Below are 20,759 nucleotides of genomic sequence, written 5' to 3' on the forward strand. Positions count from 1 at the left end.
CACCCTGATGGACCGCAAGACGTACACCGCCGAGCTCGCCGGTCTGCGTGAGCTGCGCACCGAGATCACGGCCGCGGAGAAGGCGGTCGCTGCCGCGCAGAAGGAGCTGGACAAGCTCAACCAGCAGCGTGCGCGTCGGGTGGCCGGGCTGGCGGGGTACGAGGGCGCCCAGGCGCCGGCGGTCGCGAAGGCCTCCGGGCTGTCGGTCGGCGACGTCGTGCGGATCGCCCCGCTGCTGGACCCGACCCCGGCCGCCGTCCGCGCCGCCAAGGCCGCCGACCAGGCCGCCGCCGTCGCCGCGCCCGCCCCGGCGTCCGTGGCCGAGCCGGTCGCCGAGCCCGCAGCTGCGGTCGCTCCGGCGCTGACCCGCCCGGCCGGCGTCGTCGAGCAGCCGGCCCCGGCTGCCCCGGTGACCGAGGTGCCGACCGAGGCCGAGGACCAGGCCGTCGTCGAGCAGCCCGCCCCTGCTGCTCCCGCCGCCGCCGCTGCGCCGGTCGTCCCGGCCGCTTCGGTCGCTCCGGTTGCTGCCGCGGCGCGTCCGGTGGTCGAGGCCGGGCCGCGTGAGCTGCCCACCCTCCCGGAGGGCCTGGCCGGTGCCCGGTTCGAGGCTGTCACCACGGGCCTGGTCTCCAAGCGCCCGAACTTCGTCCAGCAGGCCCGCGCCACGGTGTTCCTGGACGCCGCGACCGGCGACCTGGCGGTGCGCGACCGTACCGTGCGGCTCGACCTCGGTGCCCGCACGCCCGGGGAGATCCTGGACGCGGTGCTGGCGACCGCGCCGGGCACGGAGCGGGTCTACATCACCGCCGGCGCCCCGTGGCACGACGGCGCCGAGCGGTACTCCACGCTCAAGGACGCGGTCGCGGCCTGGCTCAACACTCCGAGCGAGCGGTGGACCACCGCCGTGGGCTCGGGTCGGGACAAGCTCGCCGGGCACTTCGTCCACCAGCGCCAGCCGGTCGGCCGCTACGCGCCCGCCACCGCGCCGGACAGCGGCAGCACCGAGATCCGCTCCATGGGGGAGTGGTTCGACCCGGACGGCGCCGATGTCGTCACCTGCCGCCAGGCGTTCACGCTGCTGTGGCAGGCGCTGCGCCGGCACTGGGACGACGCGGTCCTGATGGGTTCGCCGTCGCAGACGGGCCGGGACCTGTGGTCGCGCACCATCCCGACCACCGGCAAGTGGGCGGGCGGTTACCCGGTGCTGTCCGAGGAGCTGCGGGGCCTGCTGCACGCGACCGGCGGGCAGGGCCGTACCGAGCTGATCCTGCCGCCCCGCGTCCCCGAGCGGCTGCCCGCCTTGGTGGAGTACGACCGCACGTTCGCCTACGCCAAGCACCTGTGGAAGAGCCCGGTCGGCACCCCGCGCCGGATCACCGCCGCCGCGTTCGCCGCGATGACCGAGGCCGAGCAGGTCAAGGCCATGATGTCCTGCTCGCACTGGAATGTGCGGGTCACGGTCCCGGCCGGGTGGAACCACGTCGGCTTGCTCCCGGCCCCCGTCACCGGTGACCGCGCCTGGGTCTACCCTTCGACGCCCGGCGCCACCTTCGTGACGTGGGCGGGCGGCGCGGAGGTCCACCTGGCGCTGTCCAACCACCTGATGCCGTGGCGGATCGAGGTCCTGGGCGGCCTGCTGTTCGAGGACGGCAAGCCGCTCGACGAGTGGGGCAAGCGTCTCAAGGCCGCGTGGGCGGACCTGACCAACCTCTCCCGCGTCCACGGGGACGAGCGCCAGCGGCAGGCGGCCTACCTCGCCTCCCGCGCGGTCCGCTCGGTGCTGCTGTTCGGCCTGGGCGGTTTCGCGCAGCGCCCGCGCCTGGTCTCCGGCACCACCCCGCTGGGTGAGGCGCTCCCGGCCGGGGTGGAGATCCTCGGCCAGGGCGACGAGGTGGTGACCTGGCAGCGGCAGGCCGGGTTCTCCCGCGACCCGTACGCCCACCCGGAGTGGGCGGCCTACGTGTGGTCGGGGGCGCGGGCGGCGCTGCTGGACATGAAGTACCGCCAGGGCAAGGACGTCATCGGCCACGCCGGGGCGCTCCACGCGAAGCCCGGCACGGTCGTCTACTTCGGCACGGACGGCATCGCCCTGACCGAGCGCCAGCCCTGGCCCTACCGGGGCGAGCCCGGCGACTACCTCCTCAAGGGCCACCTGGCAGGGCCGGTGGAGCACCCGACCAACCAGGAGCGGTACCTGAAGCTGCGCGGTCTGGGCCGCGTCGAGCTCGCCGCCGCCGAGAAGGGGGCTGACCAGTGAGCCCGGCCGATCCGCAGAACCCGAACGAGGCCGCCCGGTTGACCCAGGAACTGCTGGACGCGGGCTACAGCAAGCGGAAGGTCGCGAGGATGCTGGGCCGTGACACCTCGCTGGTGTCGCAGTTCTTCACCAAGGGCAAGGGCGCGAGCATGGTCGGCGCGCTGCGCCAGCTGGTCCTGGCAGTCCGGGGCGGCGAGCGGGACCCGGAGGCGCTGGCCGGGATCGCCGAGGCGAACACCAGCCGCCGCCGGACCAGGACCGGCCAGAAGGCCCGGGTGCGGGGCAAGGACACCGTCGGCGAGGCGGGCGGGTCGATGGCCGGCCGCGCCGGGAGGCAGGCCATCCGCTCCGGCGCCTCCCACCTCGCGCCGGTGGTCCACGAGACCGGCCAGGCCGGCGGCCGCCTCGCCTTCACGGTGCGGATGAAGGCCGACCAGTACGTCTACAGCGCGGGCTCGGAGCAGGACTCCGGCGGCATCCGCCGCGGGTTCATCCCCCGCTCGGACGGCACCGAGGAGCGCACCTACGGCTCCGCCAGCACCGGGGGCTTCGACGCCGCCGAGTGGTCGAGGCGGGTCGCCGAGCACCACGGCGACGTCACCCACGCGATGCGCGAGTGGCTGGTGGAGACCGGCCGCGCCATCGAGGACGCCGACATCCAGTACCTCGAAGTCCGGGCCTGGGTGCCCGAGTCGTGAGCACACCTCTCTGCCTCGACGAAGGAGTCGATCGCGTGATGACGCAGGCGTGGGACTGGTCGTCTCTGCAGACCATGAGCCAGCCGGCCTCCGAGCTCCCCCGGTATCTGGAGCGGCTGGTGTCCGGCGGTCCCGACGAACGCCGCGGTGCCCGGTCGGTCCTGTACTGCGAGGTCGCCAACCAGGGGCACCTCTACACCGCGGCCGCGGCGTGCGTGGACTTCATCACCGGGTACGTCCGCGCTGGCGGGCGACTGAACAGCGCCGCGCTGAGAATCCTGGAGGAGATCCTCAACGCCAGGAACTCCGGCTCGACCGTCGAGGTCGACGGGAGGACGGTCGACACCGCCGCGTACTGCCGGGATCGGATCCTGGGCGTCGTCCCCGACATCCTGCGCACCGCCGACCCGGCCGACCTCGACCAGTTCGACGCCGTCTGCTTCCTCGTCCCCCAGCTCGCCGACTCCGCACCGCAGATCATCGACTTCCTGCACAGGCACGCCACCCACCCGGCTCCCGGTGTCCGCAAGCCCGTCCTCGAAGCGTTGGAAGAAGCCGAAGAGGTCGTACGGGACGGCCACAACCCCTGACGACCCGGACCGCCACACCACCGCCCGGCCCCGGCCGGATGGAACCCGCACCACCCCGTGCACCCAATCCAGGAAGAACAGGAGAAGCACCGCCGTGGAGACGACCACCGCCACCGAGGCCGACGCGCGGGCCGCGTTCCGCGCCGCATCCGGGCAGCCGGTCCCCACGCAGCCGTCCGGCACCGTCGCGGTGAACCCGCTGCCGTTGCACTGGTTCCAGAAGGACGCGGTGGCGGCCGCGGTGCGCGAGGTGAAGGACGGCGGCCGTGCCACGGTGGTCGCGGCGACCGGCTCCGGCAAGACGCTCATCGCGGCCGGCTGCGCCCGGCGCGTGGCGGCGAAGGGCCGGGTGCTGGTGCTGGTGCCGACGATCGAGCTGCTGGAGCAGACCGCCGAGGCCTGGTCGTTGCGGGGCGGTCGCCGGGGGCTGGCGGTCGCGGCGTGTTCGCGGGAGGAGGCGCTGGAGAGCGCGGAGGCCGGCGGCCGCGTCCACGCCCAGGTCACCACGCAGGCCCTGCGGATCGCCGACCTGGTCGCCGCCGAGAAGCCGGGGGAGCCGGGCGAGCCGGTCACCGTGTACGCCACGTACGCCTCGCTGGAGCGCATCGTCCAGGCCCACCGCGACTTCGGCCTGGCCCCGTGGGATCTGGTGGTCATCGACGAGGCCCACCGCACCGCCGGCGCCGAAGGGAAGGCGTGGGCCGCGGTCCACGACGACGCCCAGGTCCCGGCGAAGCGCCGGCTGTACTTCACCGCCACCCCGCGGATCGCGGACGACCGGCGCGCGAAGGACGGCCTGGCCGACCTCGCCGACGTCGACGGCGCGGAGAAGTTGCCCGTGCTCTGCTCCATGGACTCGGAGGAGATCTACGGCAAGACCTGCTTCACCTGGACCCTCGGCCAGGGCATCGAGCACGGCTACCTCGCCGACTACCGGGTCCTGGTCCCCGTCGTCACCGACGAGGACCTGCGCGAACTGCTCAACCTCCCCGCCGTCGCCGACCTGCGCTCCCAGCGCACCAACGAGGAACTGCTGCGCCTGGCCCTCCAGATCGCGGTGCTGCGCGCCGTCGCCGACCTCGGCCTCCGAAGGGTCATCACCTTCCACTCCCGGGTGTCCGCCGCGCGGGAGTTCGCGAACACCCTGCTGGAGGCCGCGGAGCTGCTCGAGGACGCGGAGCGCCCGGAGCGGATCTGGGCAAAGGCGGTCGCCGGCACCGACCGCCTGCGCGACCGCCGCGCCGCCTTCACCGAGTTCAAGGCCCACACCGGCGAGGACGGCGAAGAGTGCGGCATCCTCGCCAACGCCCGACTCCTGACGGAAGGCATCGACGTTATCTAGGGCTGGTGTCGATGTAGGTGACGTTTGGTGTGGTGCTGACCTGCAGTGATGTGCTCCTGTAGCGGGTGCTGATGGTGTGTGAGGCACGTTTGCTGTGGGTGTCACCTGCGGGGATGAACGCCAGGGTCAACGATCCGTTCTGGTTGGGCTGTTGTGGCTACGGTGCGGCGCATGGATCCAGGGTTCATGGCGGAGCGGGCGGTCGATCCGGGCACCAGGGCGGTGAGGTGGGTGGTCGCTGACACGGGCACGCTGGAACTGCAGGTGGAGGCGACGGCGTTCATCGCGTCGTTGCGCTCGCGGGGGCTGTCGCCGAACACCGAGCGTGCCTATGCGGGCCGTGTCGCGCTCTACCTGAACCACTGCACCGAGCGGCGCCTGGACTGGCGGGCGCCGAGTTTCCTGTCGCTGTCGGGCTTCCAGCGGTGGCTGGTGACCGAGCCGCTTCCGCCTCGCGGCCGTCGCCGACCGGACGGGCCGGTGCTGCGCTCGCGGAACACGGCGAACGCGGTGATGACGGCCGTTGCCGGACTCTTGCGGTTCTGCGTGGCCAACGGCTGGGCGGACCCGAACGTCGCCGCTCTGCTCGCGCAGCCGAAGTACCTGGTCCATCTCCCGGCCGGCTACGACGCGGGGGAGCACAACCAGTTCCGCACGGTGGACGCGGCCGCGTTCCGCTTCCGGCTCACCGACCCCGGTTACGAGGACCTGACGCCCGACCAGATCGCCCACATGGTGGGCCTTGCACCCAGGGCGCGGGACCGGTTCCTGATCGCGCTGCTGGCCTGCACGGGAGTGCGGATTGGCGAGGCGCTCGGGCTGCGCCGCCAGGACATGCACCTGCTGGCCTCCTCCCGCGCGCTCGGCTGCAGCACCGAAGGCCCCCACATTCACGTCCACCGGCGTACTGACAACCCCAACCGCGCGCTGGCCAAGACGCGCAAACCCCGCACCATCCCCGTCACCGCAGACCTCGTGGCGCTCTACACCGCCTACCGACACGAACGCGACGCCGTGGCCGCGGCCGCCGACGGCGACATGGTCTTCGTGAACCTGCTCCGCCCGCCCCTGGGCCGGGCGATGTCCTACCCCAACACCAAGGAGATGTTCGACCGGCTCGCCCGGACAGCCCGCCACGCCTGCCGCCCGCACATGCTGCGCCACTCCGCCGCGACCACCTGGCTACGCGACGGCGTGGACCGCGACGTCGTGCAGTACCTCCTCGGGCACGTCTCGCCGCTGTCGATGGAGCGCTACCGGCACGTGGACGACACCGAAACCCGTGCCGCGGTCGAACGGCTCCAAGCCCTGCGGGAGAACCGATGACGCCGACGCCCGGCGCCGGGAACCTGCGCCTGCTGCCCCCAGGGACCGCAACGCCACCGGAACCTGGCCGGCAGCCGGGCGAGATCGTCCTGCCCCAGGGAGCGGACCCGGCTGCCTGGGCCGCGTGGCTCGCCGAGCACACCGACCCGACGTGGCGCGCGGGGGAGTGGGACCAGGAGCGCTGGCTCTTCACCGGCCGCCTCGACAACCCCCGCACCGTCGCGTCGACCTGCCGCACCGCAGCCTGCGACCAGGTGGTCAATGCCCGCAACAGCTTCTGCGCGATGTGCGAGGACCGCCTCAAGGCATCAGGCCTGGGCGCGCAGGAGTTCGCCGCGACCCACGTTCCCCAGCGCGTCCGGGCACCGCGCGGCCTGGTGATCGCCCGCTGCGCCGTCACCCGCGACGGGGTGCGGTGCGTGCGGCCCAAGCATTGCCGTGACCTGTGCTCCACACACTACGGAACCTGGCACTACCATCGGCGCCGCGGCAACGAGGAGCAGTGGTGGAGCCACGTCGCGGTCCCGTTCACCGACGAGGTGCCCTGCCTGGTGCCGGCCTGCCCCAACCCGTCCTTCAACGCCTCCGGGCTGTGCGGCTTCCATTCACGGGCGTGGACCCGCGACAACCGCACCCGCCCCACTCCGATCGCCACGTGGGCGCCGGACCAGGTTCCGTACGTCGCCGCCCACCAGTTCAGCCTCGGCCCCCTGGCCGACCTGGTGCGCCGGGAGGTCCTCTACGCGGTGCAGCAGGTCGACCGATGGGCCCGGGTCCTGGGGCCCGGGCGGATCCGCGCCCTCGTCCGTGACCACGCCGGCGCCGCCACCCTGCTGTCCGACGAACCCGTCCAGCTCTCGGCACCCAAGGACGCCGCCTACCGGCGCACCCTCAACGAAATCCATACCGCCCTGCGGGCGGGCTTCGAGGAGTTCACCGGCCGCCCCACCCGCGGCGAGGACGTCCTGGACCTGCGCGCGATCGGCCTACGCGCCACCAACGGCCGCACCCGCCGCCAGTTCCCCGCCACTGTCGACCTCGCCCCGGTCATCGACCAGCCCTGGCTGCGCCGTGTCCTGCGCCTGTGGGCCAGCACCGAGCAGCCCCGCACCGATGAGTTCAACCGCACCCTGCGCGCCACCACCATCGCCTCCCGCGCTCTCGCGCAGCGACCCGGAGCCGGCCATGACCCGGCCGCGCTGCGCTTCGCCGACGTCAGCGCCGTCATCGACGGCTTCCGCACCGCCCTCAAACTCGACGGCACGCCCTACAGTTCTGGCTACCGCAACGCCCTTACCGGCAGCTTCTTCCAGCTCATCGACTACGGCCGCCGCAGCGACGTACTCGACGACCTCGCCGGCACGTTCAGCCGCGACGCAGTCCACCACACCGTCGGCCGCGACGACGACAACGAGGACGAGATCGGAAAGGCCATCCCCGAGTCGGTCATCCGCCAGCTCGACGCCCACCTCGACACGATCGGCCACGGCAACGTCGCGGGCCGGCGCGACATCCCCGCCGCCGACCTCCACATGCTGTACCGCACCGTCTACACCGTGCTGCGTGACACCGGACGCCGGCCGCTGGAGGTCGCCTCACTGTCCCGCAACTGCCTCGAGGTCGACCGCGGCCAGACCTCCCTGATCTGGGACAACCACAAACGCCGCCGGTACCGCCGACGTCTGCCGATCACCGCCTCGACAGCCCAGGCCATCCGCGAGTGGCAGCAACGCCGCGACCACCTCGTCCTGCCCCCGTCGGGTGACCGGTTCCTCTTCCCCGCCCTCACCGAGCAGAGCAGCGCCGACTACCTGTCCCCTGGCTACATCAGCGAGACCCTGCGCACCTGGGTCGCCGCCATCCCGCAACTGCACGGTGAGGGCGTCGACGTCCACGGCAACCCGCTGCCCTTCGACCGCACCCTCATCTACCCCTACGCCTTCCGCCACTCCTACGCCCAGCGCCACGCAGACGCCGGCACCCCTGTCGACGTTCTGCGCGAGCTCATGGACCACAAGTCCATCGCCATGACCCAGCGCTACTACCAGGTTTCCCTCAAACGGAAACGGGCCGCCGTCACCACCCTCAGCGCCCACGTCGTCGACCGACACAGCAGCCATAGCCCGACCTCCACCGCCGCCTACGAGCTGCGCCAGGTCGCCGTCCCCTACGGCGGCTGCACCGAGCCCTCCAACGTGAAGGCTGGCGGCGCCTCCTGCCCGATCCGATTCCAGTGCGCAGGCTGCGGCTTCTACCGCCCCGACCCCTCCTACCTGCCCGCCATCGAACAGCACATCAATGAACTGCGCGCCGACCGCGAGAGCGCCCTCGCGATGGACGCGGCCGACTTCGTCATCACCGCCCTCACCGCCCAAATCACTGCGTTCGAGCAGGTCGTCACCCGCATGAACCGATACCTGGCCGACATGCCCGCCCACGAACGCACCGAACTCGAGGAAGCCAGCACCGTTCTGCGCCGGGCCAGAGCAGGCGCCCCCCGCCCCCTCCTACCCCTGACCGTCATCGACCGCACTCCCACGGGCCGCCAGTGAACCGCACCGGAAACCCCGCCCCTCTCGCCCTCGCCCGCGCCCGCATCAGCGCCGACAAACGCCAGCGAGCCCTCGACGCCATCGCCACCCTGGAACGTGACGGCCACCCCGTCACCCACACCACCGTCGCCCGCACCGCTGGCGTCTCCACCTGGCTCACCTACACCGACACCATCCGCCCCCACATCCAAGCCGCCCAGCACCGCCAAACCACCCGCCCCACCCCGGCCGCCCCGGCTACCAACTCCTCGACCACCGCAGCCACCCTGCGCACCGAACTCGAACTCGCCCGCCAAGAGATCAAGCAACTACGCCGCGAACGCGACCAGGCCCAAACCGCCGTCCGCCACCACCTCGGACGCCAACTCAACGCCCTCACCACCCACGACCTCACCACCCGCATCGACGAACTCACCCACCACAACCACCAACTCGCCGACCAACTCCAGCAAGCCACTACCCACAACAACGACCTCCAGCAGCAGATCACCACCCTCGAAAACGACCTTGCCGCCGCCCGCACCAGCCTGCGCCGCATGATCCGCAACGAGAACCTCAGCCCGAACCCGCCTCCCACCACAACCGGACGAAACCTCGGCCGCACCCCGTCCGATAACGTCTGAAAGGGCGGGCCAGGCGAGCGCTCCGACAGAACACCACCAACCCGACCCCCCTCCGCCACGGGCTCTCGCCGCCGACCTCGCCCTCAGCAAGGAGAAACCCACCACCGTGGACACCACGAGCACCGAGCTGGCCGCCGTCGCGGTGGCGTCGCGCATGACGGAGCCCGGTCTGCCCGCCCCGTCGCGGCCGCGCGATGGCGTCCTTTCCCTGCACGGGTTCCAGAAGGAGGCCGTCGCTGCCGCGGTGCGGGAGGTGAAGGACGGCGGCCGCGCCACCGTCGTCGCGGCGACCGGCTCCGGCAAGACCCTCATCGCGGCCGCCTGCGCCCGGCGCCTGGCCGCCCGGGGGCGGGTGCTGGTGCTGGTGCCGACGATTGAGCTGCTGGAGCAGACCGCGGAGGCATGGTCGCTGCGGGGCGGCCGCCGTGGCCTGGCGGTGGCGGCCTGTTCGCGGGAGGAGGCGCTGGAGAGTGCGGAGGCCGGCGGGCGCGTCCACGCCGAGGTGTCCACGCAGGCAGCCCGGATCGCCGACCTGGTCGCCGCCGAGAAAGCGGGCAAGCCGGTCACCGTGTACGCGACCTACGCCTCGCTGGAGCGGATCGTCCAGGCCCACCACGACTTCGGCCTGCCGACTTGGGACCTGGTCGTGATCGACGAGGCGCACCGCACTGCCGGTTCGGAGGGCAAGGCGTGGGCCGCGATCCACACCGACGACCAGGTCCCCGCCGCGCGCCGCCTGTACTTCACCGCGACCCCGCGGATCGCGGACGACCGGCGGGCGAAGGAGGGCCTGGCCGACCTTGCCGACGCCGACAACGCCGAGAAACTGCCCGCCCTCTGCTCGATGGAGGACGAGAGCATCTACGGCAAGGTCTGTTTCACCTGGACGCTCGGGCAGGGGATCGAGCATGGCTACCTCGCCGACTACCGGGTGCTCGTGCCGGTGGTGACGGACGAGGACCTGCGCGAGCTGCTCAACCTCCCCGCCGTCGCCGACCTGCGCTCCCAGCGAAGCAACGAGGAACTGCTGCGCCTCGCCCTGCAGGTCGCAGTGCTGCGCGCGATCGCGGACCTCGGCCTGCGCCGGGTCATCACGTTCCACTCGCGGGTGGCTGGAGCGCGGGAGTTCGCGGGCACCCTGCTGGACGCCTCCGAGCTGCTGCCCGATGCGGAGCGGCCGGAGCGGATCTGGGCGAGGGCGGTGGCCGGTACCGACCGGCTCAAGGACCGCCGGGCCGCGTTCACGGAGTTCAAGGCCCACACCGGCGAGGACGGGGAGGAGTGCGGCATCCTCGCCAACGCTCGCCTCCTGTCTGAGGGCATCGACGTCAGAAGCGTGGACTCGATCGTCTTTTCGGATCCGAAGTCGTCGGTCATTGACATCGTCCAGGCCGTCGGCCGGGCGCTACGCCAGTCCTACCGCCAGGGCAAGGTCTCCTGGATCATCATTCCGGTCTACCTCCCCACCCCTGAGGTGGGCGACGACACGGCGGCCGCGGACCCGTCCGAGGTCCACGACGCCGGCGAGGCAGTGAAGGCCGAGGCCGACGCCGAGATCGAAGCGTCCTCCTTCCGCACGATCTGGCGGGTCCTGCGTGCCCTGGCCGCGCACGACGCCCGGGTGGTCGGCCGGATCACCGAACTGCGAGCCCACCGTTCGCAGGGCACCGCGCACACCACCGCAGCCAGGCCCGCCGAGGGCGAGGCCGCCGAGGCCGCGGAGGGCGAACAGCAGCTAGCCCCGGCGGAGTCGCCGATCGAGTGGTTGCGGATCAACGCCCGCCAGCACGCCGGCCGGATCCTCCAGACCGTCAAGCTGCGGGCGTTCAACCCGCGCGCGGTCGAGTGGCAGCGGATGCACGCGGTCGCGGCGGTCTTCCACCTCCAGCACGGCCACCTCGACCCCACCGACAAGACCAAGCACGCCGACCTGATCTCCTGGCTCACCCGCCAGCGCCACCTCAACGGCCAGGGCCTGCTCGACCCTGCCCGAGTCAGCGAGCTGGACGCGCTCGGCATGATCTGGTCGAAGAACGCCAACGCCTGGGAACGCGGCTACGCCTACGCCGCCGCGTTCCACCACCAGCACGGCCACCTGGCGATCCCGGCGACCGCGAAGCTGGATGACTACGCGGTGGGCGCGTGGATGCGCCGCCAGCGCAAGGCCGACAACCTCACCGCCGACCAGGTGGCCAAGCTCGACGCGCTGGACGAGCTGTGGCGCCTGGAGCCGGACTGGAACCGCTCCTACCGCCGCCTGCTCGCCTACCTCGCCGCCGGCGGCACCCTGGACGGCCCGGCGAACCGCACCGGCGGCGAAGCCGACCCGGCCTTCCGCCCTGGCACCTGGCTGCGCAAGCGGGACAAGGCCCGCATCGAGGGCAAGCTGACCGACCAGCAGACCGCGCTCCTGGACGCCCTCCACCGGCACGCCGAGACCGTCACCGGCTGACCCGCCCCGTACGACCCGCCGTCCCCGGCCCACGCAGGCCGGGCACAACGAGCAGCCGCCAACACCACGAACGTGCCGAAGGCCGTCCCGGACAACTAGGGCGTGTTCTGAGTTCGGATCACGGTTTAGTGGTTCGCCGGCGCCGGGCGGTCGCGGCCCGGTAGAACTGCGGTGTGACGCGTGGTGATCTGAGTGATGCCGAATGGGAGTTGGTGGAGCCGTTCCTGCCGCTGGGCGCGCGTGGGCCGATCCCCGACCTGCGCCGACAGCTTGATGCGGTGATGTGGCGGTTCCGGACTGGGGCTCCGTGGCGGGATGTCCCTGAACGCTACGGAGCCTGGTCGACCATCTACGGCCGGTTCCACATCTGGGCGACCACGGGGACCTTCCAGGCGCTAATGGAGGCGATGATCGCCGAGGCCGCAGCCCGTGGGCAGGTCGATCTCAGCCTGGTCAGCGTGGACTCCACGGTCGCCCGCGCGCGCACCACCACGCGGCCGGGATGGTCGTCGACCCGGAGTTGCTGCGGGATCTGGAGAAGGCCGCCTCAGAGGAAAAGGGGGTTCACAAAAGGGGCAAACCGATCCGTTAGCGGCGACGCCCGGCCCGGCCGGCGAGACGGACGACGCGACTCGCGAGGAACGCCGCTGTGTTCGCCGCCGCCGCAAGGCCCGGCTTCGCGCGGCCGAACTGGGACGCTCGCGCGGCGGGCTGACCACCAAGACCCACCTCGCGGCCGAGCGCCGCTGTCGGCCGTTGTCCTTCGTGCTCACACCCGGGCAGGCCGCCGACAGTCCCCGCTTCATCCCGGTCGTCGAGCAGATCAAGGTCCGCGGTCCGGTGGGCCGGCCCCGCACCCGCCCGGACGCGATCGCCGGTGACAAGGCGTACTCCTCCCGCGCCAACCGCGCCTACCTGCGCCGACGCCGGATCAAGGGCGTCATCCCGGAGAAGGTCGACCAGGCCGCCAACCGCAGGAAGAAGGGCTCTCGTGGCGGTCGTCCCGTCACGCACGACGCCGACCTCTACAAGGACCGCAACACCGTCGAGCGCTGCATAAACAAGATCAAGGAGTGGCGCGGTCTGGCCACTCGCTATGACAAAACTCCCGACAGCTACCTCGCCGGACTCCACCTGCGCGGCGCCGTCATATGGCTCCGCAGCCTCCAGCCCACCACATGATCTGAACTCAGAACACGCCCTAGGACGGCCTTCGGCACGGTTCGAAATTTCATGCTGCGTGCGGTGATTGGTCCGGTATCGTCCCGTCATGGTGATAGGCCGACCCGAACTCATCAGCCCGGCGACCCGGAACGCCTTCCGCTCACTGTGTACGGACATCGTGCTTCGTGTGATCGAGACGGCCTGGGAGAACCAGGGCTTCGCGCCGGTTGCTCCGGGCGATCTCCGATACCAGGACTCCGGGGCCCGCCGCACCGCCTTCCAGTCCTACGCGCAGGCCGTGGACTGGAGCAATCCAGCCCACGTCGACCGCGCCCTGGTCGTCTTCGAGGACCTGGTGCTCCACGGCATCCGTGAGGGATGGCAGGGCACGTGGATGGACGAGATCGCTGTCCCGCTGGAACGCGACGGCCTGACCGTCAGCGAGCGCGGCCGCATCGCCTGGGTCCGCCCACCGTTGCGCAGCCAGGCCCAGGACCTCAGCGGCCTGCGCGATCCCTCCGGGATCCTCGCCGAACTCCAACGCGTCTCCCGCGACCTTGCGAGCGATCCGGCCGGCGCCATCGGAAGCGCGAAGCAGCTCATTGAGGCGACCGCCAAGACCGTCCTGCTGGAGCGCGGCCTGACCGTCGACGAGAACGCCAAGGTGCCCGCCTTGGTCAAGCAGGCCCAGAAGGCCCTCGCACTTGACGCCTCCGCCGTCACCCCCGGCCCGGACGGCACCGATGCCGTCAAGAAGATCCTCGGCGGAGTCGCCGCAATCGCTGTCGGCGTCGCCGAACTGCGCAACCGCGGCTATGGCACCGGCCACGGCCAGGCCAGCACACCCACCGGACTTGGCGCTCGCCACGCACACCTCGCGGCCAACGCTGCCCTCACCTGGTGCGAGCTCATGCTCGACACCCTCCGAGACCCCGCAGCGCCCTGGCGCAAGAGCGCACCGCAGCCGACGACTCCGGCCGGAGTCTGACCGGCCAGGCCGGCCTGCTCTCCGCTGGCGGCCTTGGTGGGGCGATCCGTCCTGGCATCGTGGTCGAAGCACTGAGCCTGTGTCTTCTGCGTGCGAAACTCCCGCAGCTTCCGGCCCTGCGGCATAGCCTGTCGGCCATGAACCTGAGCAAGGACGAGACGACCCTGCTGCGTCTGATCGCCGAGGCCGAACGGCCTGTTTCCGCGTCGAGCTACTTTCACGGCATCTACCCGCCGCCGGCCAACATGGGCGAGGAGGGGGCGGGCCTTCGCCCGTGAAGGTGGACACGCGGTTGGTTGTCACGCGGCGAGCGTGAGCTTAGCGGTGTGCTGTCGGCGTTCGTATTCGTTCGGGCTGAGGTGGCCGTTGGCCGAGTGGCGGCGGCGGGTGTTGTAGCGGGTCAGCCAGGCGCTGGCAACCAGATCACGCCGTCCGGCTACTCCAAGAAGTAGCTCTGGGCACACCGGCCTGGTGGTGCGGGCGGATGGTCCACTGCCGCCGTCCTCTGGCCGGTGCCCGCGAGCGCCGGCCTGCGGGGTTGCGTCACCAGGCGGCGGCGGGGACGGAACCAGGGTCGGCCCGAGGCAGGGGCCGGGTTCGGCCTGCCGTCTGCCAGGGGCTCAGGTGTCCGCCTGAAATTGCAGAGCCAACCACTGCAGGATCTCCTGACTGGACCGCTGATCGCCTGAGTCGTGAAGTCGTGCCAGGCACAAGAATGTTGTGGCGAGCCCAGCAACCAGCTTCGGCAACGCCTGGTATGGCACCTCGTCGAGGACCCGGTGACCCAGGTCGAAGACCTCTCCCTCACCGCTCTCGGCCAGTGCAGCGCTTAGTAGGGCAACGGCCGTCCGCACGCTCTCTTTGTTGTCCATGAGTGCATACTTCCGTGCCCCGGCTTGTCCTGCTCGGCCTGTCGTCCCAGCCTGCTGGTCGGGGGCCGGGTTTTGTGCCAGGGCCTGAGCAGGAGCGGAAACGCGACCTGCCGAAGTGGTCCGAGATCCTGGAACGGCACCTCCCGCTGAAGGACTCGGCCTGACGCGCAAGACAGGTCCGGCCGGTCGGGTGAAGACATCCCCGGCCGGGCGATGCGGCTGCTCCGTTCGTCCTACAACCTGTCAGGGGACGTTCCTAGCGTCCCCGGTATGACGAATCACCTGCGCACCACCACCCCGACCACACCCCGGCCCGGCACCCTCGTGCTGCCCGCCGGCCCGGACCGCAGCAGAGCCACCGACCGGCGGTGGACGGCATGAGCCTGACCTCCGGCCTCAGCTGCCCCCGCACACCGCTGCGCCGCTTCCTGGACCGAGAGATGTCGGCAGGCCCCAAGCCACTGCGAGAGAACTTCCGCGCACGGTACACCGCCGAGCCCGTCCTGATGCCGCCCGAAGGCGTGGGGACCGAAGCGGGCACAGTCGGGACCGCGATCGACCAGCGCCTGCGCCTGGCGCTCACCGCCACGGCCCCCGTCGACCTGGCCACACGCCTGGGCATCGGCATCAGCCAGAGCATCAGCGGTCGCCGGGCCGGCGAGCGCATGGGCGTCGTCGGCGAGCAGCTCCTCCAGCGCCTGGCCGAGACCGTCCACGCCCTGGAACTGGACAACAGGGACCTGCCGATGGACCGCTCCTGGAAAGAGGAACAGGACCTCGCGCGGCTCCTGCTCGCAGCGGCCTGGTACCAGGTGGCCGCCCGCAACCCCTTCGGCTTCACCTACACACCGCTGTTCCTGGCGGCCATCGACGCCCCCACCGACTTCACCCTCGACCGCCTCCTAGACCTACCCCACCGCGACCTGGTCGACGACGTCACCGCCCAACTCGTCCACGCGTCCGCCGGCCCCCTCCACGCGCTGCGCGCCTCCACCGATCCCGCCAGATGCAAGGGCGGCGTGATGTTCGCCGGCGTCGACATCACCGCCGACGCCGACCTCCTGGTCGACGGCACGCTGATCGAGATCAAGAGCACCCGCCACCCCCGCCGCTTCGAGAAGGCCACTGCCTGGCAGATCCTCGGATACCTCCTCCTCGACACCGCCGACCACCACCGCATCGACACCGTCGGCCTCTACCTCACCCGCACCGCCACACTGGCCACCTGGCCCATCGAGGACTACCTCGCCCTCCTCGGCGCCCGCAGCCGCGACCTCACCCAACTGCGCGCCACCTTCGCCGAGCTACTCGTCAACTGCCCTGCCGACCAGGAGCCCTTCGAACTCGACGAGCAGCACCGCGTCCAGCACCTCCTGGAACGCCTCGCCACCACCATCCCCGCAGGCCACTGCCCGGTCTGCGCCCAAGCCGTGCCGCCGACCTCTACCGGCGGCCGTGCCCGCCGCTACTGCACCAGCTGGTGCGCCCGCCGAGCCCCGGGGCTGCGGCAACGCGGATGGCTTCCCGGCCGACTGCCAGACCTGGCCATCGCCGCGTGACGTGCCCGCGCCCCCCGCTGTCACGGTGCGTCCGAGGCAGCGGGACGCACGCGGAGCCTTCCATCGCCCGGCACCGGCCAGGTCCGGCCTGCCCTCCCCGCTGTTCGCCGCAGCGGTTTCTGACGGCCCGTGTCCGGAGAAAGGTGTTGACCTCGCTGTTCGGCGGGCGTGGGATGGGTGCTCGTCGAGGTCCACGCCGTGGTGGTGTGCACGGTGGTCCTGATGCTGCAGCGCCTCGGCCGCGCCGAGGCGCTGGACCCGCTGGACCGGGACGCGGCGAAGTTGGTCCGTAGAGGGCACCTGCGGACGCTCCCGGCCGCGTGGCGGGCCGTTGCCCGGACAGGGCTGCGCCCGCCGTGAACGGGGTGTCCGTCGGGCGGGGCGCAGCGCGAGCGGTGGTGAGCATCTCGGTGACGGCTGGGTTTTCCTCGGCGGCCAGCCGCCGGCTGCGACCGCCGGACGCACCCCGGAGACCGCCGTGCCGACAGGACCCCGCGGCGTGCCGTGGCCGCCGTCGCTGCCGCGGTCGGTGTCGCGCTCGGCGTCACGGTCTGGGAGCGCCTGCGCGTCCCCGGCACCAACAGGCCCGGGCCCTCACCGGGGCGAACCTGCAATACGCCGTTGAGCACGCTGCTGAGATGGGACCATCAGTGCGTGACTGAGACTGAATGCGGGTCGTGCTCCTACCGCGGCAAAGATTGCGATGAGCTTCGACAGCACTGGGAGGAGGCAGGGCACAGCCCTCTCCGCGAGAAGACGGCTGAGCAGCCCCGCGGCCGCGGCCGCAAGGTCAGGATCGCAGCAGTGGCCGGTCTCGGTCTGGCCGCGGCCGTCGCCGGTGCGTTGGCCTTGAAGAAGGCCAACGAGAAGGCGGAACTGGCCCGGGAGAAGGCGGAACTGGTCCGGGAGAAGGCGGAACTGGTCCGGGAGAACGCGGAACTGGCAGAGGAGAGGGACGAGTTGCAGACCTGGGCGTGTTCCTTGGTGGCTCAGTTGGCTGAGGCGCTGGTGAGGATCGACTACTTGGAGTCTTCCACCGGCGCGGGGAAGACCCTCCACAGTTACCGCCAGCACTGACGAAGTTGGCCTGCTTCGGCAAGTGCCGAGTGCCAGATCGCCGTCACCTCCACCTGCGCGACGTCCCCTGGAACCCAGCCGGGCTGGCCTTGCCGTCTTGCCCCGATGGCAGCCTGAAACGTAGTCGCGGGACAACGGCGCCGCTAGTTCTGACCGACGGCGCGGGCCCTTCGGGCCCGCTGGCCCCTCCGTTGCGCGCGCCCCAGCCGGTGACCCCCAGCTGGGGCGCGCCGCTTTCGTCGTCAGCGCCGCTGTCCACAGCCACCCTCGGAACGGGAGGGCGAAGAGCAGCTGGAGGCCGCCCGGGCGGCGAACGCCGCGCTGCGCCCGTGCTGGACGTGCCGGGGCTCGATCGGGGGGAAGGAGGGCTCGAAGCTGGAGCTGCGGGAGAAGGCCAGCCCGGACCGGCTGGAGTGCCCGCAGTGCGAACAGGACCGCGCAGTCGAGGACTTGGGCCCGCTGGTGCTGCCGGTCCCGACCAGCGCGAGCAGATGGCCGCGCTGGTCTCCACCCCGGATGACCCGTGGTGGGAGGACCGCGTGCTGCACGCCAAGCTCTACCCGGCGAGGAACCGTCGGGTGTGACCTGTCGGGGTTGTGGGGCGTATTTTGGCCCCGAATGGCGGGTTGTCTGGACCTTTGGTTGTGCCTGTTGGGGGCTCTGACGGGCTGGTGTCGTCCCCGGAGTTTGGTGACTTTGTGTGGTGGCTGGGTGGGGCCGAGGATGGGGTGGGGCTGTTCGGGGGCCGGTGGGGTGTTGCGGGCCTGTATTCGGGGGTGAATTCCGCCCGGTTGTTTTGATGGATTGGCCGCCGGGTGGTGGCGTGAATTCGTGTCGGATTTGCGGGGTGGGGGTGTGGCGGGGGTGGGTGTTCGGTTTCGTCCGGGATGGAGCTGCCGGGCCGCCGCCTTGCTCGGCGGTCGGGTGGTGCGTCGCCGTCCGGGCCGGGCCCGCTGTTCCCGGCCGGTGGCCGTGCCCGCCTTGCTGCGCCGTGGTCCCGGGTCTGCTGGGCCCCTTGTTCGGCAGCCGCCCTCCCGGGGCCGCTGTCCGGGCCGCCCTCCCGGGGCCGCTGTCCGGGCCGCGCTGCCGTCCGGGCTGGGCCTGCCGCTGCGCCCTTGGCTGGGGGGCTTGGGTGGCCGCGGTGCAGTCCTTCCCGGGGCCCGTGTGGGTGCTGACGTGGGCGGATGCCCGGTTTCGCCTCAGCGGAGCTGGTGTGCGTGATTGCGGTACTCGGCGGCAGATTGGCGTAGTTCCCCGGCCAGTTCCGGGTCGAGGTCGGCGACCTCCTTCGCTGAACGTTCAAGCTGTGCCGCCTGTCGTTCGAGCCAGCCGACGAAGACCCGGCTGACGAGTGGCTCCGTGGCGACGGCTATGAAGGAGAGCGCCCGTATGCGAATGAGAGCACCGTGCAGCTGGATCAGGCGAAACAGCATCTTGTCTATGCGGTCCTTCATGGAGCCCAGAGTATGGGGGACTATGCGTCCCCCGGCCTCGCTGTGCGCCGTTGCGCCGCTGCGCCCTTCGCTGGTGGTGCTGGGTGGCCGTCAGGCCGCCGTGGAGGCTGTTCTGGTGGTGGTCCGGGAGACCTTCCCGGTGCCGCCCTGGTGGTGGGTGGGGGCTGTCGCGTTGCCTGTCGCGTGGGGTGGTGTCGTGTGGTGTGACGTGGGCGGATACCTCTGATCCCCTGTGTGTGGTCTGGGCGCGACAGGTGGGTGCGACAGGGTGCCGGGGCGGGGCCGCGGCTGCTGCTGGGGGGTGGCCGTCGAGAAGGCCGGCTTTCTCGACGGCGTGGTCCTGGTGGTGTTCGGCGGCCGGTGGTGGGTGGCTGGGGTGGTGGGTGCGGGGTGCAACGCGGGGGTGCAACGCGGTGTTGCGCTGGGGTGCAACATGGGGCCGTGTTGCGGGTCTGACCTGGCGTTATGTAGCCGGGAGCGGGGGCGGGCGGGCGTGTTGCAGTGCCGTGTTGCACCCCGCTGTCCGTTCCGCCGGCCTCGGCGGTTCCCGCTGCCCGCCCGCGCCGCCCGGCGCCGTGTTGCGCCCCGCGGCGCCGGTTGGCTGGCCTCGGCGGCTCCCCGCCGCCCGGTGCCCGCCCGCGCCGCCCTGGTGCCGTGCCCCGCTGCTGCGTCCTGGCCGCCGTCCTGGTCGACGTCATAGTCGGCCGCCAGGCCGTCCCGCTGCGCCCGTCTCGGCTGTCCGGCGGCTGTGGCCCGTGCCTGCCCGGTGCCGCGCCCCCGCTGCGCCCGCCCTGGCCGCCGTCCTGGTTGTCGTCTTGGTCCGGTGTTCGGTTCGGTGATGCTGCTGCGGGGAATTGCATCGGTTGATGCTGGGCGGGATTTCCTGGATGCTTTGGAAGGGCGGTCGCCGTGTCGGTGCGGAGGGCCGTAGGCCCCTTTCTGGCGTGCCCGAATTCGATTCCTCGCCGCTGCGCCTCGAAAGGGTGTCGGATTGCCGCATGAAAAGGATTGGGAGGGAATTTGTATTCCCGCCGGTGGTGGGGTCGGATAGAGATGGGATGGACGGTTGCCGCGAGGTTGTCTATTCGCGTCACGCGCCCGTTGGCGGATCGGTAGGATAGAGCTGTTCGACGTTCCGGGAAGCCCGCCGGAAACGCTCCGTGCGCCCGGTCGGGATTCTCGGTTGAGGGCCCGTCAGGGGCCGCCGTCCGGGCCGTTCGTGAGGGCCCGCCACCGGGGCCGGGGAGGCCCGGGCCGGACCGGAGGCCCACCGGCGCCTTCCCGAGGGCCGCAGGCCCCGCTCCGGGGACGGCGGATCGGCCGACAGCCCAGCAACCGCAAGGCTGGACCGGCCACCGGCCGGGACCAGGGGAGGCCCCCGAGGGGTGGGGTTGTGGCTGATACCCGAAGTCCGCGACATATCGTCAACGCCGAGGGCCGCAGGCCCCGGCCGGCACCCCGCCCGATCGGAGGGATGGGCCGCTACCCGAATTCCGCGTCACATCGTCAACGCTCACCCCCGGGCGCAGCCCGGGAAAGGCTGCCAGCAAACCGGCCCGTAGGGCCGTGAAAACACCGGCCCAACAAGACGGGAAAGCCGACCGATTGACGGGCCGTAGGCCCGGGACAACGCCCCGGGAATGGCGGAGCGCAGCGACGCCCGAGCCCCGCCCCAACGGCGCGTGCCGCGCCCCCACGAATTCGCCGCAGGCGAATTCCCCCAACCGCCCACCACCCACCGAGGCGCAGCCGAGGCCACACCACGCACGGTGACGGCGCAGCCGTCACCCCCGCACCTGGCGGTG

Annotated in this window: 14 protein-coding genes and 1 pseudogene; 13 read left to right on the forward strand and 2 right to left on the reverse strand. The window is 71.6% G+C overall.

Translation table 11 applies throughout. From position 1 onward, the window contains the following. The first annotated feature begins 7 nt into the window (after window positions 1-7). The 11 genes and pseudogenes from ACIA8Q_RS30745 to ACIA8Q_RS30795 all read left to right on the forward strand — a co-directional run bounded on the left by ACIA8Q_RS30745 (window position 8) and on the right by ACIA8Q_RS30795 (window position 14,270). Entirely contained in the window at window positions 8-2,257 is a 2,250-nt protein-coding gene (locus ACIA8Q_RS30745; RefSeq protein WP_396318042.1) for a hypothetical protein, read from the forward strand. Continuing rightward, on the forward strand, window positions 2,254-2,955 hold the full coding sequence (locus ACIA8Q_RS30750; protein ID WP_387903180.1) for a helix-turn-helix domain containing protein: 702 nt from the start codon (window positions 2,254-2,256) through the stop codon (window positions 2,953-2,955). Before ACIA8Q_RS30745 ends, ACIA8Q_RS30750 begins: the two co-directional genes overlap by 4 nt. Window positions 2,956-2,993: 38 nt before the next feature. Beyond that, complete coding sequence (locus ACIA8Q_RS30755; protein ID WP_396318043.1) at window positions 2,994-3,545, forward strand: hypothetical protein; 552 nt, start codon at window positions 2,994-2,996, stop codon at window positions 3,543-3,545. A gap of 94 nt (window positions 3,546-3,639) precedes the next feature. Then, the gene (locus tag ACIA8Q_RS30760) at window positions 3,640-4,887 is read left to right on the forward strand and encodes a DEAD/DEAH box helicase family protein (RefSeq protein WP_396318044.1); all 1,248 of its coding nucleotides are present in this window, start codon (window positions 3,640-3,642) and stop codon (window positions 4,885-4,887) included. Window positions 4,888-5,058: 171 nt separating this feature from the next. Then, on the forward strand, window positions 5,059-6,213 hold the full coding sequence (locus tag ACIA8Q_RS30765; RefSeq protein ID WP_396318045.1) for a tyrosine-type recombinase/integrase: 1,155 nt from the start codon (window positions 5,059-5,061) through the stop codon (window positions 6,211-6,213). After that, entirely contained in the window at window positions 6,210-8,765 is a 2,556-nt protein-coding gene (locus ACIA8Q_RS30770) for a tyrosine-type recombinase/integrase (RefSeq protein ID WP_396318046.1), read from the forward strand. The genes ACIA8Q_RS30765 and ACIA8Q_RS30770 overlap by 4 nt, the downstream gene beginning before the upstream one ends. Beyond that, entirely contained in the window at window positions 8,762-9,388 is a 627-nt protein-coding gene (locus tag ACIA8Q_RS30775) for a hypothetical protein (protein WP_396318047.1), read from the forward strand. Before ACIA8Q_RS30770 ends, ACIA8Q_RS30775 begins: the two co-directional genes overlap by 4 nt. 106 nt (window positions 9,389-9,494) lie before the next feature. Then, window positions 9,495-11,840 carry a Helicase associated domain protein gene (locus ACIA8Q_RS30780; protein ID WP_396318048.1) on the forward strand — a complete coding sequence of 782 codons (2,346 nt, stop codon included), beginning with the start codon at window positions 9,495-9,497 and terminating at the stop codon, window positions 11,838-11,840. 173 nt (window positions 11,841-12,013) lie between these two features. Further along, window positions 12,014-13,022, forward strand: a pseudogene (locus ACIA8Q_RS30785) (IS5 family transposase). A gap of 88 nt (window positions 13,023-13,110) precedes the next feature. Next, window positions 13,111-13,992 (forward strand): abortive infection family protein, encoded by an 882-nt coding sequence (locus ACIA8Q_RS30790; RefSeq protein ID WP_396318049.1) that lies wholly within the window; start codon window positions 13,111-13,113, stop codon window positions 13,990-13,992. 137 nt (window positions 13,993-14,129) lie between these two features. Next, window positions 14,130-14,270, forward strand: coding sequence for a hypothetical protein (locus tag ACIA8Q_RS30795; RefSeq protein WP_396318050.1), 141 nt, complete (start codon window positions 14,130-14,132; stop codon window positions 14,268-14,270). A gap of 342 nt (window positions 14,271-14,612) precedes the next feature. Here ACIA8Q_RS30795 and ACIA8Q_RS30800 read toward each other — a convergent pair whose 3' ends face one another. Beyond that, window positions 14,613-14,864, reverse strand: coding sequence for a hypothetical protein (locus tag ACIA8Q_RS30800; RefSeq protein WP_396318051.1), 252 nt, complete (start codon window positions 14,862-14,864; stop codon window positions 14,613-14,615). 377 nt (window positions 14,865-15,241) lie between these two features. Here ACIA8Q_RS30800 and ACIA8Q_RS30805 point away from each other — a divergent pair, with 377 nt between their 5' ends. Beyond that, window positions 15,242-16,423, forward strand: a complete 1,182-nt coding sequence (locus tag ACIA8Q_RS30805; protein WP_396318052.1) for a hypothetical protein — start codon at window positions 15,242-15,244, stop codon at window positions 16,421-16,423. Between the two features lie 654 nt (window positions 16,424-17,077). Next, a complete protein-coding gene (locus ACIA8Q_RS30810) occupies window positions 17,078-17,500 on the forward strand; it encodes a hypothetical protein (protein ID WP_396318053.1) in 423 nt (140 codons plus the stop codon). Window positions 17,501-18,699: 1,199 nt separating this feature from the next. Here the strand turns inward: ACIA8Q_RS30810 and ACIA8Q_RS30815 are convergent. Continuing rightward, window positions 18,700-18,954, reverse strand: coding sequence for a hypothetical protein (locus tag ACIA8Q_RS30815; protein ID WP_396318054.1), 255 nt, complete (start codon window positions 18,952-18,954; stop codon window positions 18,700-18,702). Between the last annotated feature and the right edge of the window lie 1,805 nt (window positions 18,955-20,759).

This window comes from Kitasatospora sp. NPDC051705 (assembly GCF_044453265.1).
In the GTDB taxonomy this organism is placed as follows: Bacteria; Actinomycetota; Actinomycetes; order Streptomycetales; family Streptomycetaceae; genus Kitasatospora.

Coding starts and splice junctions, on each gene's coding strand:
- ACIA8Q_RS30745 (WP_396318042.1), top strand. CDS start 8: ATGGACCGCAAGACGTACACCGCCGAGCTCGCCGGTCTGCGTGAGCTG.
- ACIA8Q_RS30815 (WP_396318054.1), bottom strand. CDS start 18,954: ATGAAGGACCGCATAGACAAGATGCTGTTTCGCCTGATCCAGCTGCAC.
- ACIA8Q_RS30805 (WP_396318052.1), top strand. CDS start 15,242: ATGAGCCTGACCTCCGGCCTCAGCTGCCCCCGCACACCGCTGCGCCGC.
- ACIA8Q_RS30755 (WP_396318043.1), top strand. CDS start 2,994: ATGACGCAGGCGTGGGACTGGTCGTCTCTGCAGACCATGAGCCAGCCG.
- ACIA8Q_RS30795 (WP_396318050.1), top strand. CDS start 14,130: ATGAACCTGAGCAAGGACGAGACGACCCTGCTGCGTCTGATCGCCGAG.
- ACIA8Q_RS30765 (WP_396318045.1), top strand. CDS start 5,059: ATGGATCCAGGGTTCATGGCGGAGCGGGCGGTCGATCCGGGCACCAGG.
- ACIA8Q_RS30790 (WP_396318049.1), top strand. CDS start 13,111: ATGGTGATAGGCCGACCCGAACTCATCAGCCCGGCGACCCGGAACGCC.
- ACIA8Q_RS30800 (WP_396318051.1), bottom strand. CDS start 14,864: ATGGACAACAAAGAGAGCGTGCGGACGGCCGTTGCCCTACTAAGCGCT.
- ACIA8Q_RS30770 (WP_396318046.1), top strand. CDS start 6,210: ATGACGCCGACGCCCGGCGCCGGGAACCTGCGCCTGCTGCCCCCAGGG.